22 protein-coding genes are annotated in these 26,211 nt (G+C 49.2%); 6 read left to right on the forward strand and 16 right to left on the reverse strand.

What is annotated here, in order from left to right:
• Positions 1 to 407 precede the first annotated feature (407 nt).
• Both ggt and EL633_RS29720 read left to right on the forward strand, forming a co-directional pair.
• Positions 408 to 2,024 (forward strand): gamma-glutamyltransferase, encoded by a 1,617-nt coding sequence (ggt, locus tag EL633_RS29715; protein ID WP_161982543.1) that lies wholly within the window; start codon positions 408 to 410, stop codon positions 2,022 to 2,024.
• A gap of 162 nt (positions 2,025 to 2,186) precedes the next feature.
• A complete protein-coding gene (locus EL633_RS29720) occupies positions 2,187 to 2,945 on the forward strand; it encodes a DeoR/GlpR family DNA-binding transcription regulator (protein ID WP_126630851.1) in 759 nt (252 codons plus the stop codon).
• Between the two features lie 22 nt (positions 2,946 to 2,967).
• Here EL633_RS29720 and EL633_RS29725 read toward each other — a convergent pair whose 3' ends face one another.
• The 9 genes from EL633_RS29725 to uraD all read right to left on the reverse strand — a co-directional run bounded on the left by EL633_RS29725 (position 2,968) and on the right by uraD (position 13,355).
• A complete protein-coding gene (locus tag EL633_RS29725; RefSeq protein ID WP_161982544.1) occupies positions 2,968 to 4,410 on the reverse strand; it encodes a serine/threonine protein kinase in 1,443 nt (480 codons plus the stop codon).
• Between the two features lie 158 nt (positions 4,411 to 4,568).
• Entirely contained in the window at positions 4,569 to 4,985 is a 417-nt protein-coding gene (locus tag EL633_RS29730) for a DUF3830 family protein (protein ID WP_126630853.1), read from the reverse strand.
• 194 nt (positions 4,986 to 5,179) lie between these two features.
• Positions 5,180 to 7,360, reverse strand: a complete 2,181-nt coding sequence (locus EL633_RS29735; protein ID WP_126630854.1) for a xanthine dehydrogenase family protein molybdopterin-binding subunit — start codon at positions 7,358 to 7,360, stop codon at positions 5,180 to 5,182.
• Positions 7,357 to 8,760: an FAD binding domain-containing protein gene (locus tag EL633_RS29740; RefSeq protein WP_126630855.1), complete on the reverse strand. Its 1,404-nt coding sequence runs from the start codon at positions 8,758 to 8,760 to the stop codon at positions 7,357 to 7,359. Before EL633_RS29740 ends, EL633_RS29735 begins: the two co-directional genes overlap by 4 nt.
• Before the next feature lie 61 nt (positions 8,761 to 8,821).
• The gene (locus EL633_RS29745; protein WP_126630856.1) at positions 8,822 to 10,192 is read right to left on the reverse strand and encodes an allantoinase; all 1,371 of its coding nucleotides are present in this window, start codon (positions 10,190 to 10,192) and stop codon (positions 8,822 to 8,824) included.
• Positions 10,193 to 10,197: 5 nt separating this feature from the next.
• A complete protein-coding gene (locus tag EL633_RS29750) occupies positions 10,198 to 11,445 on the reverse strand; it encodes an allantoate amidohydrolase (protein ID WP_126630857.1) in 1,248 nt (415 codons plus the stop codon).
• 2 nt (positions 11,446 to 11,447) lie between these two features.
• Entirely contained in the window at positions 11,448 to 11,810 is a 363-nt protein-coding gene (gene uraH, locus EL633_RS29755; RefSeq protein WP_126630858.1) for a hydroxyisourate hydrolase, read from the reverse strand.
• Between the two features lie 12 nt (positions 11,811 to 11,822).
• Positions 11,823 to 12,767 (reverse strand): factor-independent urate hydroxylase, encoded by a 945-nt coding sequence (pucL, locus tag EL633_RS29760; RefSeq protein WP_126630859.1) that lies wholly within the window; start codon positions 12,765 to 12,767, stop codon positions 11,823 to 11,825.
• A 54-nt stretch (positions 12,768 to 12,821) separates the two neighbouring features.
• Positions 12,822 to 13,355: a 2-oxo-4-hydroxy-4-carboxy-5-ureidoimidazoline decarboxylase gene (gene uraD, locus EL633_RS29765; RefSeq protein WP_126630860.1), complete on the reverse strand. Its 534-nt coding sequence runs from the start codon at positions 13,353 to 13,355 to the stop codon at positions 12,822 to 12,824.
• A 424-nt stretch (positions 13,356 to 13,779) separates the two neighbouring features.
• Here uraD and EL633_RS29770 point away from each other — a divergent pair, with 424 nt between their 5' ends.
• Complete coding sequence (locus tag EL633_RS29770) at positions 13,780 to 15,162, forward strand: amidohydrolase (RefSeq protein ID WP_126630861.1); 1,383 nt, start codon at positions 13,780 to 13,782, stop codon at positions 15,160 to 15,162.
• Positions 15,163 to 15,175: 13 nt separating this feature from the next.
• Entirely contained in the window at positions 15,176 to 15,760 is a 585-nt protein-coding gene (locus EL633_RS29775; RefSeq protein WP_126630862.1) for a Chromate resistance protein ChrB, read from the forward strand.
• Between the two features lie 16 nt (positions 15,761 to 15,776).
• Here the strand turns inward: EL633_RS29775 and EL633_RS29780 are convergent, their stop codons facing one another.
• On the reverse strand, positions 15,777 to 16,688 hold the full coding sequence (locus EL633_RS29780; protein ID WP_161982545.1) for an LLM class flavin-dependent oxidoreductase: 912 nt from the start codon (positions 16,686 to 16,688) through the stop codon (positions 15,777 to 15,779).
• Positions 16,689 to 16,860: 172 nt separating this feature from the next.
• On the opposite strand from EL633_RS29780, the gene EL633_RS29785 reads away from it, so the two are divergent.
• A complete protein-coding gene (locus EL633_RS29785; protein ID WP_126630864.1) occupies positions 16,861 to 17,832 on the forward strand; it encodes an aldo/keto reductase in 972 nt (323 codons plus the stop codon).
• Positions 17,833 to 18,359: 527 nt separating this feature from the next.
• On the opposite strand, the gene EL633_RS29790 is transcribed toward EL633_RS29785, so the two are convergent.
• The 4 genes from EL633_RS29790 to EL633_RS29805 form a co-directional block, all read right to left on the reverse strand.
• Positions 18,360 to 19,421: a phosphotransferase family protein gene (locus EL633_RS29790; protein ID WP_126630865.1), complete on the reverse strand. Its 1,062-nt coding sequence runs from the start codon at positions 19,419 to 19,421 to the stop codon at positions 18,360 to 18,362.
• Between the two features lies 1 nt (position 19,422).
• Complete coding sequence (locus EL633_RS29795; protein WP_218027613.1) at positions 19,423 to 20,697, reverse strand: acyl-CoA dehydrogenase family protein; 1,275 nt, start codon at positions 20,695 to 20,697, stop codon at positions 19,423 to 19,425.
• 273 nt (positions 20,698 to 20,970) lie between these two features.
• Entirely contained in the window at positions 20,971 to 21,273 is a 303-nt protein-coding gene (locus tag EL633_RS29800) for a hypothetical protein (RefSeq protein ID WP_126630866.1), read from the reverse strand.
• Between the two features lie 377 nt (positions 21,274 to 21,650).
• The gene (locus EL633_RS29805; protein ID WP_126630867.1) at positions 21,651 to 22,922 is read right to left on the reverse strand and encodes an ArgE/DapE family deacylase; all 1,272 of its coding nucleotides are present in this window, start codon (positions 22,920 to 22,922) and stop codon (positions 21,651 to 21,653) included.
• 279 nt (positions 22,923 to 23,201) lie between these two features.
• Between EL633_RS29805 and EL633_RS29810 the strand changes: the two genes are divergently transcribed.
• On the forward strand, positions 23,202 to 24,266 hold the full coding sequence (locus EL633_RS29810) for a lactonase family protein (protein ID WP_126630868.1): 1,065 nt from the start codon (positions 23,202 to 23,204) through the stop codon (positions 24,264 to 24,266).
• 96 nt (positions 24,267 to 24,362) lie between these two features.
• Here EL633_RS29810 and EL633_RS29815 read toward each other — a convergent pair whose 3' ends face one another.
• A complete protein-coding gene (locus tag EL633_RS29815; protein WP_126630869.1) occupies positions 24,363 to 25,352 on the reverse strand; it encodes an NAD-dependent epimerase/dehydratase family protein in 990 nt (329 codons plus the stop codon).
• 607 nt (positions 25,353 to 25,959) lie between these two features.
• Entirely contained in the window at positions 25,960 to 26,211 is a 252-nt protein-coding gene (locus tag EL633_RS29820; protein WP_126630870.1) for a hypothetical protein, read from the reverse strand.

Below are 26,211 nucleotides of genomic sequence, written 5' to 3' on the forward strand. Positions count from 1 at the left end.
GTGTACGTATACGTATACGTACACGTTGTTAAAAAAATAGAAACTTCCGAGATGTGACTTTTTCTTTACAGGGGAATATATAATTAAACAAAGCTGGCAGGAAAAATAGTAAGAGCTCCTTTAAACATATATTATCATTGATTATATAGTCAGTAGTACGCCATCAAGTCTGTTCTAAGAGTGTATCTTACTCCCATGATGGCCGTCTTTTCTCTCGTTGTGCTTCAGCAGCGTAGCAGCTCATATTCTCTTTCCTCGTTGGTGCAGAAATGGCGCGAATGCGCCATTTCTGCACCAACCAATAAACCATGAATGGGGGCGCCTGCGCTCCCCAGGCTGGCTAAAAACTCACCACTCCCATTGGGATGGGAGTCAGACACTCTCTAAGGAAAAAGGAGGTTCCTGTGATGACACATCCTATGCATACATTTCCACAACACAGGCCAACGACGCTGGCACGCCGTGGTATGGTTGCGTCCCCACACTATCTGGCATCTGAAGCGGGCCTAGATATACTCAAGGCAGGCGGCAACGCGATTGATGCCGCTATTGCCGCCAATGCGGTGATTCAAGTCGTTTATCCTTTTGTCTGTGGCCTGGGTGGCGACATATTTATGATGATATATGAAGCCAGCAGCGGCACTATTTATGGATTAAACGGGAGCGGTAGATCCGCGGGAACAGCCAGCATTGAGCGCTACCGCGACCTGGGTTATGCAACGATGCCGACTCATGGTGTACATACTATAACTGTACCAGGCTGTGTCAGTGGTTGGGATGCCGCCAGCCAGCGTTTTGGGCGGCTCGGACTGGAACAGATACTGGCACCTGCTATCTCCTATGCCGAAGAGGGCTTCGCGATTGGACCAGGCTTACACCACAGCCTGACAAGTACCAGCACCCGTCCCGAGATCCACCCATCCTGGCATCGACACTTTCTACCAGAAAAGACTATCCCACCCGTTGGCGCGCTCATGCGTTTTCCTACACTGGCTCAGACATTAAAAACAATCGCCAACGAAGGTCCAGCCAGCTTTTATCGTGGTAGCATCGCTGAAGAGATCGCCGCGTTCTTTGCTCGTGAAGGAGGACTTATCAGCCGTGAGGACTTGGCAGCCCAGCAAGCTGAATGGGTCACGCCACTGAGTATACCATTTGCGGGGCTACGGATATACGAAATGCCACCCAATACCCAGGGCGTTACCGCGCTGCAAATGCTTGGCATCCTGGATCAAATACCATTGGGCAGTGATCCACTCTCGCCTCAAACCATTCATCCAGCCGTTGAGGCCAAGAAACTGGCGTTCGCGGACCGCGCAGCCTATCTGACGGATCCATTGCATATGCGCGTCAAGCCAGAAAAACTCATTGATCAAGCATATTTAAAGCAGCGAGCAGCCTTGATCGATCTCCAGAGAACCCAATCTACCATAGCGGAAGGTAGCTTTACTGGAGATACCATCTATCTGTGCGCAGCTGATCGCGAAGGGAATGTGGTTTCGCTCATCCAAAGCAACTACATGGGCTTTGGGAGCGGCCTGGTGGTAGACGATGCAGGTATTGTGCTACATAATCGTGGGGCCTACTTCTCGCTTGATCCTCAGGCAGCCAACGCGCTGGCCCCCAATAAGCGCACCCTGCATACACTGATTCCTTCAATGGCTTTGCGGGACAGCAAACCTGCGATGGTCTTTGGCACGATGGGCGGTGACGGCCAGCCACAGACACAGCTACAGGTTTATAGCGCGACCGCTCGCTTTGGTTTAAACATCCAGCAAGCAATCGAGATGCCACGCTGGATCCATGGTTCACCCTATGGGGGCAACGAAGAAGTCTTGCTGGTTGAGGAACGCCTTCCCGCCACAACCATCCAGGCACTACGCCAGATGGGACATAACGTCCAGGTAGGAGAACCCTGGCTCAGTACGATGGGCTATGCACAAGGTATCGTCTTTGATCCAACAAATGGAGTCATGCAGGGAGGTTCAGACCCACGCGCCGAAGGCAGTGCGAACGGCTGGTGATCCTGGCCTAAATGTACTTAAAGAATAAAACATGAGTTGATGCCTACTTGACAACAAACTCAAACCCGCATAAAATCGCACTAATATAGCAAGACTAACGGCATAAATCCGCATGAATAAGAGAAAGTTTGCAGTTTTCTGCGGGATGGAGAAAAAAAAGAGATGCTAAAAGAGGAACGTCAGCGTTATATCATTGAGCGCTTACACCAGGAAGGGAAGATCCTGGCGACGGATCTGGTCATTCAGCTAAAGGTATCGGAAGATACGGTTCGCCGTGATCTCAATGAGTTGGCGGAGGCGGGCATCTTACAGCGTGTGCACGGGGGCGCCCTTCCCCGTGCACAAAGCGCTCCATTTGAACAACGCGAGCAGGGAGAAAACTCCAGCAAAGTGGCTATTGCCAGGACCGCCGCCAGCTTGATCCACGACGGTCAGGTTGTGATTATGGATAGCGGAACGACCGTCCATGAAATCGCCAGGCAGCTCCCCACAGGGCTACACGCCACCATTATCACAAATAGTATTCCAGTTGCCGCAACCCTGGCCACACATCCACAGATCGAGGTGCAAGTGCTAGGTGGCAAGCTCAAAAAAGACGCCCAGGCTACCATCGGCGTACCCGTCATCGAGGCCTTACGCCAGATCCGTGCCGACCTCTGCTTCCTGGGTATTTGCAGCCTGCATCCAGAGATCGGCATCAGCCTACCAGAGATAGAAGAAGCCTACATCAAACGCGTCATGATTGAGCAAGCCGCCGAAATTATCGCCGTCACCGAAGCTGCCAAAATTGGTACCGCCGCTCCCTATATCGTCGGCCCCCTCAAAGCCCTCACCTACCTCGTCACCGACAATACCCTCGACGAACAAACCCTCGCACCATATGCCTGGCAAGGAATTCAGGTTATCAGAACAAGCGGCTAGCTTCGATCATGCCACGATCCTATTATTTATGGTGTCCTTTGCCATGTCCAGGTCCGCCCCCTGGCTTCGCTCCGCCATGGTCATGTCCATGGGCGGCACCACCTTTCTTACCACCACTCGGTTTACTGGCAGGCCCTCCACTCTTCTTATCACCACTCGGTTTGCTTCCAGGGCCTCCACTCTTCTTACCTCCGCCCTGCTGGTTACTATTGGTGCCACCATTCTTCGAGTTACCAGTATTACTCTGACTCGGCGGTCTGGAAACGCTCACAGTTTGGGTAGTCGTACTATTAGCATTAGTAGATGGGGTATGAGTATTGCCATTAGTATTTTTACTATTACTGTTAATGGGAGAGGAAGGAGTAACCGATTTTACTGGATTCGTATTTTTATCTTTTTGTATAATTATTGGTGCTTTAGCATGGGCAGAGGCGATATCTGATTGAATGACACTATTGGTAATAGCTGAATCAGGGTGAATATTCATACTATGGAAAATGTTTGAAGGTGCGCCCAGCGCAAGTGCTGCCGATGCCGCCAAGACTACAGCCGCTCCCGCAATAAGCCGGGGCTGTTTGCGACGTTGGGATGAAGCACTAACGACAGGCGTTACGGTTTGCAGAGCAGAAATGTCTTTATTGTCGTCCATATATGGTTGTCTAGAGCTGTCAAGCATGTGTTGATATGCTTGAGCAAGTTCTAGCGCCGACTGATAACGCTGTGCCGGTTCTTTCGCCAGTGCACGCAGAACAACGTTATCCACCTCAGTAGGAAGACGCGGATTAACTTGTGATGGTCGGGCTGGTTGCCTGGAAAGGTGTTGCATAAACGTTCCTACTGGGGTTGAACCTTTGAAGGGAACATCTCCAGTAAGCATCTGATAAAGAACGATCCCCAGGGAATAGATATCACTGAGATGAGTTGCAGCCTCTTCCGCCAGTTCAGGAGCCATATACTCAGGCGTACCAACTAAAAAGCCGCTTTCGGTCAGGCTTTCGGCTACGCTGGACATATTTTTGGCCAGACCGAAGTCAGCCAGATAGACAAAATCCTCGTTGAGCATCAATATATTGGACGATTTAACATCTCGATGAACAATGCCTCGCTGATGGGCATAGTGCAGAGCAGAGGCAATTTGCGTTAGATATTTGCCCGCCTCATCCAATGACAACGGGCCATCATGCGTCCGCGCACGCAAGGTACCATTGGGAACATAAGGAGTCACCATATAACACCACGAACCTACCTCGCCATAGTCCAGGGCTGGCAAGATATGCTCATGCTGCAGTGAGGCAATAACCTGTGCTTCTCGTTGGAAACGTTGGCAGTATTCCCCATGACTCGTATGCACCAGTTTGAGCGCGACTTCTTGATCGGTATAAATATCACGCGCCAGATAAATATTAGACATACCGCCTTTAGCAATATGCCAGGTTATAGCATAATGTGCTATAACTGTATTCACCAACTCCTGCATTATCTTCTCGCTCTTCCTGTCACAAAAATTGCATAGTAACAGTCTTTACACGCGTGAGAAGCCGGACTGGTGTCATCAAAATTCGCTCATTAGTACCATGAGCACCTTCTTTCTGGCCCTTAACACTCATCAGGTGGATAAGCGATTTACTCAATACGCTCAAAGAGGATATCCTGAGCACCTTCCCATAAGACCAGGCGACCCAGTTCACGGAGGTTGTCGGTCCCTTCAATGATGGTGAGGAAATGGTTGCCGGCCAGTTGTCCCATTTTGCTGGCGAAGCAGGTGCTGCCATAAGGAAAGAGAATTTCGGTTTCGCTATAGCCGCCGGGATAGAGCAGGATCTGTCCTGCGCCGGGATGGCTGGTGTGGTTTTCAAATTTCAAGCCGACGTCTAGGTCTCCAAGGGGGATCCAGGCGGATTCGCCGCTCCAGCGGGCCTGGATGATTTTGTTTTTAAAGGGGAGGAGTGTGCTGAAGGCGTCCCATGTTTTGGGGGCCAGGGTTTCTTCTACCCTGGCGATAAATTCAAAAGGGCCGGCGGTTATTTTGAGTTTTTGCATACTGTTCAACGCTCCTGTTTATCCATTATAAAATGATATCTTGCGCCTGCGGCGCTCGCTTTATTTATATGTGTGTTGAGATTGAGCTGTGGCCGCGGCCACAGCTCAATCTCAACACACATATAAGATGGATAGTGTTATTCGGTGAGCTTACGATGGGCAACAAGGTTAATAATTTTAGATTTATTCTTAATTCACGAGTTATAATTGGTTTTTTGGTGATGCAAGGCGGTCAGTACACGTTCGGGTGTCATGGGCAGTTGGGTGAGCCAGATGTCGGCGGCGGCATGGATGGCGTTAGCTACGGCTGGCGCGAAAGGGACGAGAGGCATTTCGGCTACGCCACGCGCGCCAAAGGGTCCGTGTGGGTCGGCCAGTTCAAGGACGATGGGTATGATTTCTTCCGGCATGTCCAGGATAGTTGGTAATAGATAGGTGCTGAAATATGGTGTAAGCACATGGCCTTTCTCAATCTGGAAGTTTTCAAGTAATGAGTAGCCTAGAGCCTGTGCCAGGCAGCCTTCGATCTGGCCTGTGACCTGTTGAAGATTGATGGCCTTGCCCACATCATGTACGCTGATAATACCCAGCACCTGAACCTGTCCGGTAAGTGTGTTGACTTCGACTTTGACCGCCTGGGCAGCGTAACCATAGCAGTAATTAGGGATACCACTATAGGTGATGGGATCGATCGCGGTCGTGGCGGGGGCGCGATACTGGACGGTGGCCTGAGCCTGATAGTCGTCTGTATAGCTCCAGTTGTCACGCGCTTGCTGGGCCGCATCCTTGACGGCGCGACCACCCATAAAGGTCATGCGCGAGGCAGAAGCGCTGCCAGCATTTGGTGACTCACTACTGTCATTGCAGATCATCGTTATCTGCTCCAACGGTAGCTTCAACGTCTCGGCAGCGATCTGGCGCAGGATCAGATGCGATCCCTGGCCAACATCGGCGGCTCCAACGCGTACCACGGCTCGCTCCAGTTCGGCTTGTCCGTAAACTTCGACCGTAGCGGTGGCCTGTTCGGGAAAACCGAATGAGTAGCCGACGTTTTTGATGCCGCAAGCGATACCGATACCTTGCTTTAGATGGCTGGCTGTTGGCTGAATGGCTTCTCCATAGTGCCAGCGGCTACGTGCCTCTTCCAGACAGCGCTCCAGAACTGGTAAGGCGCTCACGCCCGTGGGAAGTGGTTGCTGTGTGGGCTCCAGGCTCCCTTCGCGATAAATATTGTGAAGGCGCACAGCATCTGGATCAAGCTTGAGGGCCAGGGCCAGACGGGTCAGCATCTGCTCACAGGCAAAATGAGCCTGAGGAGCACCAAATCCTCGGAAAGCGCCAGCAGGAATATTATTAGTATATACTGCGTAACCATCAATCGCCAGATTAGCAATTTCATAGCACCCATTTACGAAAAGCGCTACATCCTTGATTACTTCCACGCTGGTCGAAGCATAGGCCCCACCATCCGCGACGACGGTAGCCTCTATAGCGGTAATGGTGCCATCGTATTTACCAGCCCAACGACAATGGATGGTCACGGGATGACGTTTGTGGTGACCGATCATCGATTCCTCACGGCTCCAGACAAGCGCCACCGGCCGTTGTAGCTTCCAGGCGGCCAGAGCCAGCACATGTTGCATGGACAAATCTTCACGTCCACCAAAGGCTCCGCCGATCGCAGCATAGCGTATTACTACCTGCGACTCTGGCAACTGCAACATCTGAGCAAGCTGGCGGCGATCCTCATGCAACCATTGTCCTGCCGTTTCCAGCACCAGGCGTCCCTCGTCATCGATATACGCGATACCAGCTTCTGGTTGCAGGAAAGCATGCTCCTGCCAGGTTGTGGTAAATGTATCCTCCACCACGGCATCCGCCTCAGCGAAGGCCTGGACAGGATCGCCTTTGCGCAAAGGAAAATGGGAAAGTAGATTTGTGCCGCGCTGCTCATGCACAAGCGGAGACTGACTATCCAGTGCGGCCTGAGGGTCTGTGATCATCGATAGATCTTCATATTCTACCGCCACTAACATAGCACCTGCGCGCGCCGCCTGCCTGGTTTCAGCCACAACCAGCGCTACCTTGTCGCCTTCAAAGCGCACTTTATCCCGACACAGCACAGGCTGATCAGCCTCAATCAAGCCAAAGGCATTATAGGGAACATCCTGAGCGGTCAGGACCGCGACGACGCCCGGATGTTGCATGGCTAACTCGCGCTGGATTGCAAGGATACGCGCATGCGGTCGATGGGCAAAAACGACCTGTACATGCAACATCCCTGGCCGGACCAGGTCGGCAGGATAGCAAGCTGCGCCGGTCACTTTACCCAACGCGTCCGGCCGGGATAGCGATGCCCCAATCAAATCACTCATACATGCCTCTCCTGATTCTCGCCAACGCTCTGGACGGCCTCCCAGATTTTTTGGTAGCCAGTACAACGACAGATATTGCCACTTAACGCGCTACGAATCTGCTCAAATGAGGGATCCGGATGTTCATCCAATAATTTAGCCCCTGACATCAACATACCAGGAATACAATAGCCACACTGGACCGCCGCCCGATCAATAAATGCCTGCTGGAGTGGGTGCAGTTGCTCACCGCTGGATAGTCCCTCGATGGTGGTCACCATGGCACCGTGAGCCTGGACGGCAGGAACCAGACACGACATTACCGCCTGTCCATTCAACCAGACGGTACAGGCCCCACATTCTCCTTCAGCACAGCCCTCTTTAGTTCCCGTTAGACCAGCATCCTCACGCAACATATTCAATAGCGTTTTCTGCTGAGCATGACATAATTGATATGCTTGTTTATTGATAGTAGTTTCGATACACTCGTCAAATGGCTCAACTAATACTGCATCACCAGTCGGTTTGGTCTCCAAAGAGACTGGTGACTGCTGGCTGGCATCACGCTCTTCTGGATGGGACAGCCGCTCCAGACCATGGCTCAATAAGGTCGCCAGGGTATCCAGGCGATATTGGGCCGAAGAGCGCACGTCCCCGATAGGATGGACATCGTGTACGGCCAGCAACCCTGCTTCCTGGCAGACTGCTGGCTCAAGCCGCTTACCACGCAAAAACTCCTCAACCGTCCTGGCATAGATAACAGTAGGAGCCAGACAGCCAAGTGTAATACTGGCATCAGCAATAAGATCATCAGCCAGGGTAAGGACCAGAGCAATATTAATTACCGAGATAGCCTGGGCGCGCCGCAAGCCTAATTTTAAGAACAGGCCACGCTGCCGAGAGTTCAGGCAGGGAATACGAATCTCACGTAATAGTTCGCCTGGTTGGAGCAAGGTACGGCGCAGGCCCGTATAAAAATCCTGTAAACGAACCTGGCGTTCCCCATGCTGATTTATCAGAACTAGGCGAGCATTCAAGGCCAGTAGAGGCGCGATGGTATCATTAGCAGGTGAAGCGGTAATCAGATTGCCAGCAATCGTCGCCCGGGTGCGAATTGGCGGCGCACCTACCTCCTGGCACGCCTGGACTAACGGGAGAGCAGATTGCTGGCACAATGGAGAGAGCAGGACATCATTATGGGTGGTTAGCGCTCCCAGAACAAGCTCATCATTCTCCTCACGGATATATTTAAGATCTGCCAATGTACTAATATCGATCAAAGTCTCTGTTGGCTTCACCCCACGCTGAAGCTCCACCAGCACATCCGTTCCACCTGCAATAATACGCGCGCGCTCACCATGGTCGGCCAGCAGTTGTAAAGCTTGCTGCACATTCGTTGGTTGGAGATACGTTTGCCACATAGGCTATCGACTTTCTACACTAAAATGTACATCTGTTAGTCCCCTCTACATAAAAAGATACCTAACTGGTCGTTGTTAGCGGAAAAGAAGGCAAAAATTGTCCTTTTGGCATACCTACAATCTCACCATCAAGGAAAACAGTATGTCCGCGCACCAGGGTACGCACAATTTTTCCACGTAGCTCAAGACCCAGGTAAGGACTATATGGATGCTGATAAAACAGGTCACGCTCCTGCAATTGATAGGGGGTCGATAATGCCACCAGTGACAAATCAGCATCCGCGCCAACCTCTAGACGGCCTTTCTGGTCAGGTAGTTGAAAGCGGCGGGCCACATATGCCGAGGTGGCCGCCACAATGGTCTGTAGCGGCAGGTGCCGCTGATGATAGCCCTCAGTCAACAAGAGTGATAGCAAGGATTGGCAGCCAGAGATACCACCCCATACTTTAAAGAAATCGGCACTTAACTTCATTTGTGGCGGCGCTGGCGAATGGTCTGAAGCAACCATAGGGAGAGTACCCGCAAAAAGATGTTGCCACAGTGCCTCCTGCTCGCTACGTGAACGCAGCGGTGGCGCGCACTTCGCCACGGCCCCCAGTTCTTCAACGTCTTCTTCGGTCAGCACCAGATAATGGGGACAGGTCTCACAACTCACATCCTGGCCACGAGCCCGCGCACCAGCTACCAGCCTCACCCCACGACCACTACTGACATGAACAATGTGCAAAGTACAACCCGTTTCTTGAGCAAACAGGATCGCTCGTTCGATAGCTTCTAGTTCGGCCACCACTGGACGAGAAGCCAGATAATCTTTCACTCCAGTTTTGCCTGCAGCCTGCGCCTGTTGAGCCAGAGCAGCCGTCAGTTGGTCATTTTCCGCATGGACGGCCACAAGCTTGCCCAACCTTGCCGCTTGCTCCATACCAGAATAAAGAGTAGCATCATCGACAGCATGGAAATCATCGATGCCACTATTACTCATAAAAGCTTTAAAACCAACAACACCACAATGTGCCAAATCCGCTAATTGCTCAAGATTTTCAGGCACCAGGCCGCCCCATAGGCCAAAATCTACATAGGAAGAGGCTCTGGCAGCCGCTAATTTAGCGACAAAACTGGCGATATCGATAGTTGGAGGGTGGGAATTTAGCGGCATATCAAAAAAAGTTGTTGTCCCACCAGCGGCTAGAGCCCGCGATCCCGAAACAAAGCCTTCCCAGGCTGTACGGCCAGGCTCATTGAAATGGACATGGGCATCAATTGCGCCCGGAAATATATGCAGCAAGTGAGCATCAATCACGGCCTGCGCGCTCCCACTTATCTCAGGTGCAAGCTCTACAATTCGTTCGTCAGCAATCGCCAGATCCGCCTGTTGCGTCCCATTGGCCGTGACCAGGGTACCACCACGGATAATAAGATCATATGATTTCATGGACCTCACCCTCCCATACTACATACATACTCTAAAAATCGATTAATGACACGAATAGAAATTCCCACATCATCCAGCCTGACAGATTCATCTGCGTGATGACTGATACCACCTTTACAGCGCACAAAAAGCATCGCGACCTCGGTGATAGCGCTCAATGCCACCGCATCATGACCTGCGCCACTCGACAATGAATAGACCGGAAGCTTCTCATCCTCAATCGCCCGCGCCAGGAATAAAGAGAGGTGGGGAGCACAAAAGATCGTCTTATCTTCCTGAATTCGTTGCCAATCAACTGTTACGCGTCGCGCCAGACTAATTCTAATTGCCTTATCATAGAGATCATTACAGGCCTGATCTAGTACTTGATCCTCCTGATGTCGCACATCCAGACTCACAGCGACTCGACCAGGAATAACATTACTGGATCCTGGATAGACCTGGACCTTACCCACGGTGGCAACCATGCCGGTTGTGTTACGAGCGACATCTTCTACATTTAAAATATATTCAGCGGCCGCACACATGGCATCGTGACGCATATGCATAGGAACCGTCCCGGCATGGCCAGCCTCCCCATAAAAATTCACTAGATAACGATGCTGTCCAGAAATAGAAGAGACAACGCCAACAGACAGATTACGCGCCTCCAGCACAGGTCCCTGTTCAATATGCACTTCACAATAGCCAAGCAGCTTATCGCGTTGCCAGCGCGGCGTTTGGAGGAGAACAGGATCAGGTTGACCGCCAAACAGACGAATAGCTTCCGACATCGGTATGCCAGCATCATCGGTAAACTGCAAGACCGCAGGATCAAAGGTACCGGCCACAGCCCTGCTACCCAGATAAGCTGTATGGTAGCGCAACCCCTCTTCATCCGCAAAACCAATCAGTTCGATGGCAAAGGGCAACCGGCGTTCCTGGTCATGTAAATGCTCAATACAGGCCAGCGGCACCAGTACCCCAAGGATCCCATCATATTTCCCAGCAGCGCTCACAGTATCCAGATGCGAGCCAAGGACCAGCGTTCTGGCATCACTTTCCAGTCCTTCATAGCGGCCAATAATATTGCCCACACAATCAGAATGGACAGTCATGCCAGCTGCAAGCATCCAGTCAGCCACAAGAGTATTAACCTGGCGCATCTGTGGACTCGCAAAACGGCGTGTCAGACAGCCTGGATCCTCACTATAACGCGCCAGTATATCGCAGCGTTCCATGACGGTTTTTGCCATGTTATCAAGCATTATCATCGCTAGCTCCCTCGATAAGTACTGTATGCCCAGGGAGAGATAAGTAGTGGAATATGATAGTGAGCCATCGGATCAGCAATGCCAAAGCGGATCGGTACCTCGTCTAGAAATAGGGGATCCGTCAGTGGAACGGCTTGAGCGATAAAGTAAGCGCCCACTGCAAACAGTAATTCATAACGTCCAACTATCAATTGATGCCCCTCCAGCAATGCTTCAGGCGTACGTCCATCGCTGTTTGTACGCGTCACCTTCAACAGACTACGCTGAGTACCTTCTGCTTCAAGTTGCCACAACTGAATCGGAATATCAGCCGCAGGACGGCCCTGCATGGTATCTAATACATGCGTTGTCAGGCGACCAACCATCAAATCCTCCCCTCAAACCTGACGGCTAACAGTAAGCCTGATCACACCATACGCGGAGAAGGGATCACTATAGACCTTCACCGTCTCATCGCTGGATGAGACAGCAATTTGATCCCGTGTACGATTTTGGGCTTCAAAAGAAACCTCCGCCAGTTGCGGGAAACGTGCCAGCAGTCGCTTCCCCATTTCGTGAACCAGATGCTGAATCGATTCACTCACAAACTCATGAAAGACGACCTGGAGTAGGTCACGCACCTGCTCGGCTGGCACATAATATTCATGGTCAGAGGCCAGCAAGGCAGCACTATCCTGGTACTTCCAATAAGCATCAAGAAAAATAAACAATGGACGATCAACGCGCTCCGGTAACGTCGTATATTGGTCACGCACAAAGTGTGAGAATGAGCTACCTGTAACTTTGAAAAGCTCCATCCCAACATGGCCACAACGATGATCAGTAAGCAAGGGAGCCCCCTGCTGATCACGCTCAAATGAGAGCATGGCAACCGCATAGTCATTATGAGAGCGTTTAAAGAGTAAATGGCTCTCAACAAAAATACCGACCCCTTGTTCAGGTACAATCACCTGAGCGAAAGGAAGCTCGCGAGCACTCAAGCGTAGCCGCTCCATCTGAGCGTACGTGAAGAGAAAACGCCGGCCCAGAGCATTCAAAAACTCTTCCAGGGTGGATCCTTCAAACTCAAGTGCCTGTCGTAGCACAAAATTCTTCATGCTATCGGTCGCCACCACATTAGAATTATCCCCATGGGTATAAGCAGGCAGAAAATTCTCTCCAAGCACATCTACATCGATCTCATAGGCAAACAAAATATTCTCACGCCGCACGAACTCGGACTCTGGAATAGGCATGACGTCACGCAGGGGAGTAGCATAGACACGGTAGACAGGAACGCGCAATTTCCCGTAACTGGTGGAGAATGAAAACTCAGAATTCATAGACACAACCTTTATCTAGCCAGCACCAACCATTAAAGGGCCGGTACGGAATGTTCAGGAAGTTTGAGTATCCAGCAGATCATGGAGTCGCAAAGCAGCAATTTTTTCCACCTCACCCAGAGCAAGCGCAATCTCCTGGCTACGCGAATTTTGGAGACGCTGCTCAAAACCGGCTAAAATACTTTCCTTTTTATTTTCGCGTGCACAAATCACAAATGGAAAGCCAAAACGCTCTCGATAGGTCTGATTTAAGCGTGAAAACAGCTCAATTTCAGTAGGGGTAAGGCGATCCAGGCCAGCTGAGGCCTGTTCATTGGTTGAGGAGGACGAGAGGGTTCCAGCGAGTGCAGCCCGCCCAACCAGATCCGGATGAGACTGGATAAGAAAAACTTGTTGGTCTACAGGAGCCGCCTGCATCACAGTACACAGTGCAGCATGCAATTGCTCAAATGAGGTGAATGGCCGCGCGGACCACGCCTCAGCAACGATCCATGGAGGACCTTCAAACACCGAACCTAATGCATGAACAAAACTGTCCCAGTCCAGTGCGTTGATCTCCTGTAGCGTAAATTTATGTCCCGTCGTCATGAATATCCTTTATAAAAGATTTACAGAAGGCGTCGACGGTGTAAAAACTCAGTTGTCATACGATTAACAACAAAGTATTAAAGGCGCGAAATTAAATAAGGTCTTATTTAACGAGATGCTCACATTATCAGCACCACTTCCTATTCAGTGGGTAGCATAAATGGGCAGTCGCGGTAGCCCTGTGTATGGCATTAAGAAAAGATCTGAACTATGAAGACCGTCACCAAAAAAAACATGTAATTTCCAAGCCCATCAGGAACATTTCCCGATGTGTATAGTATATCCAGACAATACAGGTCCGTCAAGTGTATAATATACACATATCTATTTTTTGTGCCTGGTATTTCAATATCAGCTTATGTTAGAATAGAGGTAGTTACTTCTTATTGCCCAAGATATAGAGCCGGTTTAAGAGGAGTAGAGAATGCTGATCACACATGCCACTATCCTGACCATGAACGCCCAGCGCGAGATCATCGAGGATGGCGCCATTGCCATCAAGGACAATCGCATTATTGGGGTAGATAAAACTTCTGCTTTAGTGGAACGGTATCCTCTGGAAGAGCAACTGGATGCGACCGATAAGCTCATTATTCCAGGATTAATTGATACACATGTGCATCTTGCCCAGGCCATGATTCGTGGTTGCGCGGATGATATGGAGTTGCTCCACTGGCTATGTGATCGCGTCTGGGTCCTGCAGGGCAACTATACTGAAGATGACGGTTATGTCAGCGCTCGACTGTGTATCGGTGAAATGCTGAAATCGGGCACGACTACCTTTCTAGAATCGATGCTGGCCCATCGTTATGGCTTTGATGGCATTGCTCGCGCGGTACAAGAGAGCGGCATCCGAGCCTGCCTGGCGGGCATCGTCATGGATATAGGAACCTATGCTACCCAGGAAAATTCTATGCATCCCGGCATGATTGAAAGTCGCGAAACCAGTCTGCTAGGGGTTTTAGACATGCATAGTAAATGGGAAGGTGCAGCCAATGACCGCATCCATGTCTGGTTTGGCCCCCGTACTCCTGGTGGAGTTACCTCTGAACTCTATCGTGAAATGAGTGAACTGGCCCGTCAGAAAAATATGGGCATCACCATGCATCTGGCCGAGGTCGAAGCGGATAAAGCATTCATGCAGGAAAAATTTGGCCTCTCACCCGTACTCTACGCCGATAGCGTCGGGCTCCTTGGACCTAGATCAGTCATGGTGCATATGGTCTGGCTTAATGATACCGATATCGCAAAGCTGGTTGAGACCGGCACCCATGTCTCTCATAACCCATCCTCAAATAGCAAGCTTGCATCCGGAGTTTGTAAAGTTCCCCAACTACTCGCACAAGGAGTTAACGTGGCGCTCGGCTGTGATGGTGGTCCCAGCAACAATGATTATGATATGATCAGAGAAATGAAACTCGCCGCCATCATCCATAAGGCCGTTAGCTTGAATCCTGTGTTGATACCAGCAGAAACTGTACTTGAGATGGCGACCATTAATGGTGCCCGGGCACTAGGACTGGAACATGAAATTGGCTCCCTGGAAACTGGCAAAAAAGCCGATCTTGTCCTGATCGACTTTGAGCGCCTGCATACCACACCTTCAATCAATCCAGTCTCGACCCTGGTTTATGCAGCCACTGGCGGTGAAGTGGATACGGTGCTTGTGGATGGGCAAATTGTTGTACAACAAGGGGAACTGGTGACAATGAAGGAAGATGAAATCATTGCCCAGGCCAACAAGCATGCACAGCAGGTCTATCGTCGCGCCGGTATCCATATCAAGCCAAAGTGGCCTATACGCTAACAAGAAAGTCAACATGGAACAGCAACCAAAGGAGTGGCTCGTCTTTATTACACAAATACCACTGGCCGCCAATAAACTACGAATGTCACTTACTCGCCGGCTGTCAAGCAAAGGTGCATTACAAACTCAAAATAATCTCTGGATGCTTCCATACACAATCGAGCTTGAAAATTTTATTGTAGCGATGATTACGGACATTGAGCAACATGGGGGAAGTGCTTCTTTCTTCATTTCGCGGGCCGGAAATACCAGCATAGAACGTAAGTTGATCAAACAATTTCAAGCCCAGGTGCATCAGGAGTATGAGATTTTCAGACAAAATTGCCAGGGATTTCTCGATAAGATAGAGCAGGATAGCCAGGCTCAGACCTGGCTATTTACTGATCTGGAAGCAAACGAGCGGGCTTTGCATAGATTAACGGCCTGGCTCCCAAAAATTCGCAGTCGCGACTTTTTCCCTTCTGCGGATACTGAGGCAACCCAGACCATTTATGCACAGTGTAGCCAGGCATTATATGAATTCGCAATCACGGTCTACACCTATAATGATCCCACAGTATCCGCATCCAGCCCGGACCTATCCAACACAGAAGCGTAAAGTGTGCATATTTGCTTCAATGACTGAGATAGGGAATAACATCATTGGCAAGTGTTTCCAGGGTAATTAAATTAGGGAAACCTTCACAATGAAGGATAAAGTAATCAATGCCAATATCTATAAATGGACGTATCTGATCAATTACTTGTTTAGGTGTACCAATAAATTCATGCTCGGTGGCTATAGTACTGTTCGCAGTTAATTCATGAACGATAGATTCCTTAGGTGCACATAGACATGTAGCATGCAGGGTACGCCGCAATGTAGCTGGATTGCGACCTACCTCAGCACAGGCTCGCTCACAATTTGCAATATGTTTTTTAGCCAGATCCAGGTCGGCCCCCATAATATTCCACCAATCAGCATAGCGGGCCGTAAGTTGAAGCGTTTTAGGCTGAAAACCGGCGACCATTAGTGGTGGAATGGGATCTGGCCTGGGTCGGCAATAAGCATGCTGCACTTGATGATGATTGCCAATAAAGGTCACATCATCCTGCCGCCAGAGTGCATTAATGATTACCAGCGCTTCTTCCAATTCCTCAAGACGCACATCAGCTGGCGGAAAATAGATATTATATGCCAGACATTCTTCCTCATTCCAGCCTGCACCCATACCCAGAATCAACCGGCCCCGACTCATATACTGGAATGTAGCCGCCATTTTTGCCAGTAAAGCTGGATTACGAAACAGCTGGCAGAGCACTATATGTCCAAATTTGAGCTGCGGATGTTTGGCCGCCAGATAGGTCAACTCGGTCCAACATTCCAACACATCATCTGTCCCAAACTGTAAATGATCAGACAACCAGGCAGAGTCAAAAGAACCTGGAATAATCTCCAGCCCCTTCGCAATTGCCCTCAGATAAGCATCTCGATCTATATTACCATTGCCCGCTGGCATAGACCAACCAAATTCAACTTTCGCCATAAAATCCCCTTTCGCTCTGCCTTCACTCATCAATACGATATAGAAGATTGCTACGGATACAAGATGGAATAGAGATGCACCTATGGTATATGGTTGTGCTTGCTTCAGGGTATAATCATTTATAGAATGAGCTTTAGATGATATATCAGTAATTGAAAGCCGGGGGATAAATATGCACTATAGAACATTGGGGAAGACAGGATTTCAGGTGTCAGAGATTGGCTATGGGGCCTGGGGCATCGGTCAGACCGGGTGGATTGGAGCTAATGACGATGAATCCCTCAAAGCCCTTCAGAAGGCCATTGATCTAGGCTTGAATTTTATCGATACAGCCCTGGGATATGGTGATGGACATAGCGAAGAACTGATAGGACAGGTTGTACGTAAGAATGCAGGTCAGCGTATTTATGTAGCAACTAAGGCACCACCTAAAAATGGCCAGTGGCCGGCGCAACCAGGCGTAAAAGCAGAGGAAGCTTTTCCTAAGGCCCATGTGATCGAATGCGCTGAGAGAAGCTTGCGCAATTTGGGAACTGACACACTGGATGTACTACAATTCCATGTTTGGAGCGATGAATGGGCGGGACAAGGCGACTGGCAGGAAGCAATCCAACAGTTAAAAGAGCAGGGTAAGATTCGCGCCTTCGGTGTTTCGATCAATGATCATCAACCCGATAATGCACTACGCTTGATTGAGACCGGGCTCGTGGACACGGTCCAGGTCATTTATAACGTCTTTGAACAAAGTCCTGAGGATCATCTACTGCCGGCCTGCCAAAAACATAATATCGGTGTTATCGTGCGTGTACCCCTGGATGAGGGTGGTCTAACAGGAAAAATCACGCCTGACAGCACCTTTGATCCCAAGGATTTTCGCAGTCACTATTTTCATGGCACGCGCAAATCCGATGTGTATAATCGAGCGCGTCGCATAACCGCCGATCTGGGTATAGCTACTGATGAACTGCCCGAGCTTGCTTTACGCTATATATTGAGTAATCCAGCCGTCTCAACCATCATTCCGGGTATGCGTTCAGTGCGCAACGTCGAACGCAACACCGCCATCGGAGATGGAAAGGGGCTACCTGCCGACCAGGTAAAGAAGCTTAAAAATCATCGCTGGGTCCGCAATTTTTATGCTTAATTATGTGTGTTCCAGTAAGAAAGGCTCCTTTCTTACTGGAACACACATATAGTAAAAATCTCAGGAATTAATGTACTTGCGCAGCGCCAGGATCGCTGTATACATTAATGCATAGAGCAAAAATATACCAGCAATATAAACAGCCAGCATTAGTAAAGGCCCAACAGCTATGAGAATATCCTGCATGTGAATGTTTACTCCATTGAATAAATTCTCGCCCTCAACATAATCATGAGCGTAAATATTTGCGCAAAGCCAGAATCGCTGTATACATTAATACAAAGAGCAGAACTATACCAATGAGAGCAACAGCCAGCATCACAAGTTGAGAAAAAAAAGCCATAATTTGCATAACAGTAATACACTCCATTCTATAAATTGCATGCTGCTTTATTTACTATCTTATCTATATGAACGGCAGCATACTTTAATTATCAAATGTTGTGCATCAAAATTTTTTATTTAAGTGTAAGCTTTTAATGAATCCAAACGAGAGATGCAAACTTCCCTGCATCTCTCATCATTATTTAAGGCAAAAACTTCATTTCACCATGGCAGACCGATAGGGCTCTTTTAGCCAGTGCAGGCACCCCCTGTTCCAGCACTGGAAAGAAGGGATCATCGGTAGTTCCGGCGAGATAACGTTTATAGCTACCTTCGAGTAAAATAGCTAGCTTCCAGATAGCGAGCGCGATATAGAAGTCCAGGTGCTCAACTTTGCGGTCTGTGCGCTCTCTGTAGCGCTGGACAAGGTCCGCCCGGTTAGAGAAGCCTGGTAGGCCAGTGATTTGCCAGGATGCGTCCAGTGAAAATGGAGGATCATTAGCTTCACGCCAGAAAGAGAGCAGATAGCCAAGGTCAGCCAGAGGGTCACCCAGGGTAGACATCTCCCAATCGACGATAGCCAGGACCCGTGCGGGTGGCTCTGGGGCCATCAGAGCATTGTCCAGGCGGTAATCACCATGCACAATAGTCGCCTCATGACTTTCAGGGAGATGTTCCTGCAACCAAACGGTCACCGCATCTAAATCAGGGATCGCCCGGCTACGCGAGGCATCCAATTGTCCTGTCCAACGCCGCAACTGGCGCGCCAGATATCCCTGGGGCTTGCCAAAGCCGGCTAAACCAACCTGCTGCCAATCAACCTTATGCAATTCTACGAGAGCATCGATTAAAGCTTCGCCTATACCGGCACGAGATTGAATATCCTGTTCAAAAGCAGGCGGCAGTGTATCTCGAATAGCAATACCCGGAATACGCTCCATCAGATAAAAGGGAGCACCAATGACCTTGATGTCCTCACAGTACAACAAAGGGCGAGGGACAGGGACAGGAGTATCGGCCAGGGATTGCAGGACACGATATTCACGTCCCACATCATGAGCGGTCGGTAATAGAGGACCATATGGTGGACGCCGCAGGACAAACTGCTGGCTACCAGAGCTGACAAAGAAGGTCTCATTGGAGTGCCCACCCCGAATGCGCTCAATCTGCAAGGCTGTATCTGCGTCAACCAGAGGGAGGTGCTGGGCCAGATATGCTTGTAGAGCAACGCTATCCACTAATCGACGTTCCATATCATTGCTCATCCTACTGTCCCTCCCCGTGATGCTCAGGCTCACTTGTTTTAGGGGACACGGCCGCGCCTTCTGGAATAAAACCTTCAACCTGCGCCGCCTGAGCGGCAGCTTTCAATACCTGGCGAGCGATAACCGTGCGGTGGATCTCAGAGGGTCCATCATAAATGCGGAAGGGTCGCGCGCTCCGATAAAATAAGGCCAGTGGCAGATCCATCGAGACACCATGCGAACCACAGATTTGTAAAGACCGATCCACGACACGATTCACGACTTCAGCCACATACGTCTTCGTCATGGAGGTCTCATATTTACCATTACCACCAGTATCAAGCACCCAGGCCGCATGCCAGATCATCAAACGGCTTGCATGGATCTCGGTTGCGGAATCCGCAATCATCTCGGCTACCATTTGATGCTTGCCTAGTTGTTGGCCAAAACTTTCACGTGTATTGGCATATTGTGCCGCAATATCCAGAGAGCGTTGCGCAACGCCCAACCAGCGCATACAATGGGTCAAGCGGGCCGGAGCCAGACGTACCTGGGCATACTTAAAACCTTCACCAACGGCTCCCAGCACCGCCTCTTCTGGCACCACACAATCACGCAAAGCAATCTCACAATGACCGCCAACAAAATTAGCATCCAGAGATGGAATCTCACGTATGATTTGAAAACCAGGATTATCCATATCGATTAAAAACATACTGGCCCGTGGCTGGCGGCTATCCTGCCCCTGACCATCCTCTGTCCTGGCCATACAAATCGCGAAGGCCGCCCCTTCAGCACCCGTGATATACCATTTATCGCCATTGATCACCCACTCAGAGCCCCGACGAACCGCAGTAGTATGCAGAAGAGAAGGATCCGTGCCAGCACCGGGAGGTGGTTCGGTCATCGCAAAGCAGGAACGAATCTCACCATTTACCAGCGGACGCAAATAGCGCTCTTTCTGCTCCGGGGTCGCAACCATCTCTAACAAGTGCATATTACCTTCATCAGGAGCAGAACAGTTAAGGGCCAAAGGTCCTAGAAGGCTATGGCCGGCCTCCTCAAAGACCACACTCATCTCACGCATACTCAGGCCCATTCCCCCCCACTCCTCCTCAACATGAGGCGCAAATAATCCGGCGGCCCGCGCCTTACGCCGTAGCTCCTTCAATTTCTCCTGGGGAAAACCGGTATGTTCATCCAGATAACGTTCCTCAGGAATAACATGCTCACGCACAAACGCAGCGGTACGCTTTTTCAGATCCATGAGCGCTGGAGAAAGACTAAAGTCAAACACTTCTTTACTCCTTTATAAATAGAGAGATACATCGCCTCAACTACTTGCACTTATTATCGAAATAGTTCTGCCTGACACAAGCATTTCAGATAAAAAGGGCATAGCTATACGATATCTATAAAGGTACAGGTTACTGGACCAGCAATAGAATATTTGTATGATAACAGGTACAGATAATAAAAGGCAAATTGCGCTGATATCCGCTGAACTGACATAGCAAGCATCTTATAGTATGACTTTTAGAAGATGGGTAGAGAGTCAGTAGCAGGTAGTTTACTGGTGTCGGATATGTTGACCAGATCTTTTTCCTGTTGCACGGACGATCTCATATTCGGATGCGAGAATGGTTTCGCGTATATCAAGTTGTTTCCAGAGGGCATCAACCAGGGCATAAGAGATCTCTAGTTCAGAGAGTCGCTGTTTTATTTCGTGGTGTTCAAGGTCTAAGAGTGCGCGTTGTTTTTCCAGGTGCTGGCGTTGCTGTTTGAAGAATTGTGCTTCCTGATCAAGTTCTTGCAGGAGTGTATTTTGTGAAGTGGTTAAAGGTTTGTTTTCTTCTGGTTCATGAAATAGCATGTTATTCCTCCCCCGATCTTCTTCCTGTACTATTTTTGTCTATTTCATTGGTTGGTGAAATTTTAACATCTTTAGAACAAAGATGCTAGTTTTAAGCTAAAAGTAATGGGGCCTCGCGCCTACGGCGTTCGCTTGTTTTGTAGGAGTTGTGCTGGGAGGGATTTTGGCTGAGCATGCCTGTTCTTCACTACCACAACTCCTACAAATGGGAGGGATTTTGGCTGAGCATGCCTGTTCTTCACTACCACAATTCCTACAAATGAGAGGAGGTTTAGCTAAGCATGCTTGCTCTTCACCAGCACAACTCCTACAAATGGGAGGAAGGTTGACCGGGCATGCTTGCTCTTCGCTACTACCACTCCTGCAAATGGGGGATTTTATTGCTGCAGGTAGCGGAGGGCGATCAGGATGTAGGCGCGGGCGGCTTGTAGGATGTCGGTGGTGCGGACGCGCTCGTTGGGCATATGGGCGACGCGGACATCTCCGGGACCAAGGAGGAGGGCGGGAATCTTGCCGAAGTTGACGAGCTGGCGTAGGTCGGTTCCTGCGGTCAGGCCTTCAATTGCGGGCGATTGACCCGTTAAATCCTGGAGGCATACACCGCTACACTGGACCAGAGGATGATCCAATGGAATTTCACCACTTTCGAATTGTCCACCGGTCCAGACGATCTCCAGGGGATGGTCTTTGAGCCAGTCGTCGGCCTGACATAGGCGATTAAGGGTCTGCTCAAACTGTTCGCGTACAGCCTGGCAATTCTCTCCCATTGCAACGCCAATGCGCCCCTCAAAAAATAGCTCATCGGGCACCGAGGAGGACCAGTTTCCGGCCTGTACACGGCCAATGTTCAGCGGATAAGGAAGGTCCAGCTTACCAAGTAGCGGATGTGTGACGTTACTGTTGCGCTCTTTCTCCAACTGGATCAGGGCGCGGTGTATCTCCAGATATTTTTCTAATACACTGACGCCTTCGAGGCGTACACAGGCATGGGCAGATTTACCAGAAATATGTACCAGAAAGGTCAGGGCTCCAGCATGGGCAGGGACCAGTTTGAGATTAGTCGGCTCACAAACAATCGCGGCATCACCAGTATGTCCGCGCAGCAGAGTCGCAAATGTGCCAAGCCCACCATCTTCCTCACCAATCACGCTCTGTAATGCCAGAGAGCCCGGTAGCAAGACACCAGAATCTTTGATGGCTTTAATGGCATATAAGGCAGCAATCAGGCCGCCTTTCATATCACAGGCGCCACGGCCATAAATAAACTGATCATCCAATTCAGCACCCCAGGGATCGTGCGACCATTGGGTAAGATCGCCCTCAGGAACAACGTCCAGGTGTCCATTGAAAATCAGGCGCTTACCAGCTCCTCCACTACCCTGCCAGGAACTAACCAGGCCCAAAGCTTCATGCTGGCTACGATCAACTTCCATACCAGGAAAATCAGGATGTTGCTGCAGAGCTGGCACATCAATGCTCCACAGATCAACCTCAAGGTGCAGATCCTGCATGCGCTGCGCCAGCCAACGCTGTGCCACAGCCTCCTGACCCGTTTTGCTAGGAATGCGTAGAAAATCACGTAATGTCTGGATCAAGCCTTGCTCATCCAATGAGGCCAGAACATTTTGCTCAATTGCTGTTAATGCCATCTGCAGTACCTTTTTCTACAAGAAATACAAGAGCAACCCGCTATCAACATGCCAATACATCTATTAGTTTAATGAGAGAGTAACATTCCTTTTTTCAAGCGTCAAGATAAGATCGTATAGCGCGATTCTCTGTATTTAATGCCATAATGGTACTATAAACATGGATGGTCGAGTGATTATATGTCAGGCATAGACACGCGACCAACTCCTCATTGATAGAACATCTATAGTAGATGCTTTTTTGTAGGTGTATTTGTACCAGAGAGGAAAGAGTTTACGATGAGTACGGCTAATACCATTTATGTGTATATCGGTTCTTATGCAGAGAAAGACGATCAAGGTATTTATGTATACACGCTTGATCGAGCTACAGGAAAACTTAGTCCTGTCAGTAGTGTCGCTGGGATTGAAAATCCTTCCTTTTTGACCATGACGCCGGACCAGTCATATGTGTATGCAGTCAGCGAAACCACAAGTGAGCCTGGGGCAGTGGCCGCGTTCGCCGTTGATCCACAGTCCAAAGAACTGACCTTGCTCAATCAGCAATCCACAGGCGGGGCCGCTCCCTGCCATCTTATCTTTGATGGCACACATAATCACCTGGTGGTAGTCAACTATTCAGGCGGCAGTATCTGTCTGTATCCACTGGACAAAGATGGTCGCATTGGAAAGCTCGCTGATACTATTCAGCACCATGGCCAGAGCATTAATCCAGATAGGCAGGAGGCGGCCCATCCACATTCAGCCAATCTGACGCCAGATGGGACGCATATCTTTGTGCCAGATCTGGGTCAGGATAAAATTTTTTGCTATAAAATCGATGAAGAGGCGCAGAAACTGGTACTGCAAGGAGAAACAACCGTCAAAGCAGGATCTGGTCCCAGACATTTTACTTTCCATCCCACACGTAATTATGCCTATGTCATCAACGAACTGAGCTCAACTATTACTGCATTTATGTATGAGCCGGCAACACAATCTCTCTATGCTATTCAAACTATCAGCACATTACCAGAAGGCTATCAAGGTGAGAGCACAGCCGCCGAGATTAAAATCCACCCATCGGGAAAATTCCTCTATGGATCGAATCGCGGTCATGATAGTATCGTGACCTTTGCTCTTGATGCTACCAGCGGTTTACTAACCTTGATCGGGCATATCTCCTCATTTGGAGAAACACCACGAAATTTTGCCTTAACACCTGAAGGAGATTTTCTGCTGGTCGCTAATCAGGACGGCAATAACGTCGTAACATATAAACTGGATGGGCAGACAGGAAAAGTAAGTACAACCAAAGAAATTGTCGATATCGCACATCCTGTTTGCATTCAAATCATGAATTAAAGAAATGTTGCAATGAAGAGACGTAATGTCTGCATATATACCACAAAGAGCAAATATGTATGTAGACATCATGTCTCTTCGACCCTGGCAATTTTATTAAGAAATACTCCAGCGTCGCTGCATCTTCAAAGCGTCTAGTGTATGTTCAATACCCTCAGAAACTGAGACAACTGGTTCATAAGCCAGGTCCCTGCGGGCCGCGCTAATATTGTATGTCTGGTTGCAAGCCAACATACTGGCAATATAACGCGTTAACAACGGGGTTGCACCAGTCAATTCAGCTTGCTTCTCCATAGCTGAAGCCAATGTCAGAGCAATTGGTAATGGTAGAGTGCGCAACTGAGTTGGCAATTTAAGTTGCTGAAGAATATTACGAAAGGCATTCCATAATACAATATGCTCATCATTAGTAATAATATATGTTTTACCAACAGCTTTTGGCGCATAGAGAGATAACAGCAATGCGTGTACCACATTATCCACATAGGTCATATCCACACGATTACGCCCATTCCCAATCTGATAGAAACGCTGCTGACGAGCCATCTCAAGCATACGGGGGAGCCAGCGATCATCTGGACCAAAGATAGCATGCGGACGAATAATCACCGTTTGCAGATCTGTCATAGCTGCCTTGACCAGTTCTTCCGCATAGCGCTTGGAAAGCGGATACGGAGAGGAAAAATGGCGCGGATATGCGGCAGACTCGGAGATATTTAGCTGATCGCGACCAGTAAAAGTAACGCATGAGGATGATACGTGGATGCAGCGCTTGACTCCATGCATCCGACATCCCTCCAGTACAGCTTCAGTTCCTTGTACATTGATCTCAAAAAAATCGTTTCGTTTTCCCCATGGGGTAACCAGCGCGGCAACGTGATAAACCGTATGTATCCCCTCACAAGCTGCATAAACCGCTGTATGATCACGCAGATCACAAGCCACAGGGATGGCGCCATCCGCCAGTAACTGTTGAACATAGGAAAAATTACGACCCATCAGATATACCTGATGCCCACGATCCAGCAATGCCGAAACCAGACGACGGCCCAGAAAACCAGTACCACCAGTAACGAGTATCTTCATCTTTACACCTTATTTATCTCATACACGGAAATAAAACCATCTACTTCGATAGTCTTCCCTCTAACAGACAGGCAAACAGACAAAACTCGTTTTAATGCATTGAATATATATTATTACTACAGGCGTAAGACCAAACACGAACCTGCTTCTTGTTGCCAACCATTATCATGACCACCACTGCCTTCCTTACCCTTTCACAAACTTCCTCGTACAACGCATGGCTACATAGCCTTCGCTTGCTTATAACACGACTATACTCACTTAAAGGTAGTCGCTTGATAGACGAATATTATTATCATCTAACAATATCGTAGCTAATATAGGCTATAGAAATCTGGATTTTACTTATTTCAGTAAAATACCAGGCATAGCAAGCCAAAAAGGGAACTCAAAAAGTGAGTCCGATATATGTCCGTCGGACTCACTTTTTGCTTCCTGCCTGGGAAGCACAGGCGCCCCATTTATATTTTATTGGTTGGTGCAGCAATGGCACATACGCGCTATTGTTGCGTCAACATTACCCACGTTGTATGTGGGAAGATGCGAGGTAATCATCTCGCATCTTCCCACATACAACGTTTAGATGGAATTAACAAAAAGCAGGATGTTAATTTACCAGGATAGTTACAGCCAGGACCGTAGTATGATAGATGGCACCGGTGCTGTTCGGTGGTGTTGGTGCATGATGCTGCAGGGTCGTTACACCAAAAATGGCAAAGCCGATCACGACCAACAGTAGGATTATCCAGAGTACCATGGTCAGAGGTTTTAATTTACGAGGTGGAAGAACTTCAGCAACTTCCTCTTCTTCCTCTACTTGATCTTTTGCGATTGGTTGGCTATTTGTCTGATCTTGCAC

It is taken from the genome of Dictyobacter alpinus (assembly GCF_003967575.1).
Lineage (GTDB): Bacteria > Chloroflexota > Ktedonobacteria > Ktedonobacterales > Ktedonobacteraceae > Dictyobacter > Dictyobacter alpinus.

What these genes read in the sequence shown, in the direction of transcription:
- EL633_RS29775 (WP_126630862.1), top strand. Translation starts at nt 15,176, where the DNA reads ATGGAACAGCAACCAAAGGAGTGGCTCGTCTTTATTACACAAATACCA.
- uraH (WP_126630858.1), bottom strand. Translation starts at nt 11,810, where the DNA reads ATGGTTGGTCGCCTGACAACGCATGTATTAGATACCATGCAGGGCCGT.
- pucL (WP_126630859.1), bottom strand. Translation starts at nt 12,767, where the DNA reads ATGAATTCTGAGTTTTCATTCTCCACCAGTTACGGGAAATTGCGCGTT.
- EL633_RS29750 (WP_126630857.1), bottom strand. Translation starts at nt 11,445, where the DNA reads ATGATAATGCTTGATAACATGGCAAAAACCGTCATGGAACGCTGCGAT.
- EL633_RS29815 (WP_126630869.1), bottom strand. Translation starts at nt 25,352, where the DNA reads ATGAAGATACTCGTTACTGGTGGTACTGGTTTTCTGGGCCGTCGTCTG.
- EL633_RS29780 (WP_161982545.1), bottom strand. Translation starts at nt 16,688, where the DNA reads ATGGCGAAAGTTGAATTTGGTTGGTCTATGCCAGCGGGCAATGGTAAT.
- ggt (WP_161982543.1), top strand. Translation starts at nt 408, where the DNA reads ATGACACATCCTATGCATACATTTCCACAACACAGGCCAACGACGCTG.
- EL633_RS29810 (WP_126630868.1), top strand. Translation starts at nt 23,202, where the DNA reads ATGAGTACGGCTAATACCATTTATGTGTATATCGGTTCTTATGCAGAG.
- EL633_RS29720 (WP_126630851.1), top strand. Translation starts at nt 2,187, where the DNA reads ATGCTAAAAGAGGAACGTCAGCGTTATATCATTGAGCGCTTACACCAG.
- EL633_RS29790 (WP_126630865.1), bottom strand. Translation starts at nt 19,421, where the DNA reads ATGAGCAATGATATGGAACGTCGATTAGTGGATAGCGTTGCTCTACAA.
- EL633_RS29785 (WP_126630864.1), top strand. Translation starts at nt 16,861, where the DNA reads ATGCACTATAGAACATTGGGGAAGACAGGATTTCAGGTGTCAGAGATT.
- EL633_RS29800 (WP_126630866.1), bottom strand. Translation starts at nt 21,273, where the DNA reads ATGCTATTTCATGAACCAGAAGAAAACAAACCTTTAACCACTTCACAA.
- EL633_RS29735 (WP_126630854.1), bottom strand. Translation starts at nt 7,360, where the DNA reads ATGAGTGATTTGATTGGGGCATCGCTATCCCGGCCGGACGCGTTGGGT.
- EL633_RS29805 (WP_126630867.1), bottom strand. Translation starts at nt 22,922, where the DNA reads ATGGCATTAACAGCAATTGAGCAAAATGTTCTGGCCTCATTGGATGAG.
- EL633_RS29745 (WP_126630856.1), bottom strand. Translation starts at nt 10,192, where the DNA reads ATGAAATCATATGATCTTATTATCCGTGGTGGTACCCTGGTCACGGCC.
- EL633_RS29740 (WP_126630855.1), bottom strand. Translation starts at nt 8,760, where the DNA reads ATGTGGCAAACGTATCTCCAACCAACGAATGTGCAGCAAGCTTTACAA.
- EL633_RS29770 (WP_126630861.1), top strand. Translation starts at nt 13,780, where the DNA reads ATGCTGATCACACATGCCACTATCCTGACCATGAACGCCCAGCGCGAG.
- EL633_RS29730 (WP_126630853.1), bottom strand. Translation starts at nt 4,985, where the DNA reads ATGCAAAAACTCAAAATAACCGCCGGCCCTTTTGAATTTATCGCCAGG.
- uraD (WP_126630860.1), bottom strand. Translation starts at nt 13,355, where the DNA reads ATGACGACGGGACATAAATTTACGCTACAGGAGATCAACGCACTGGAC.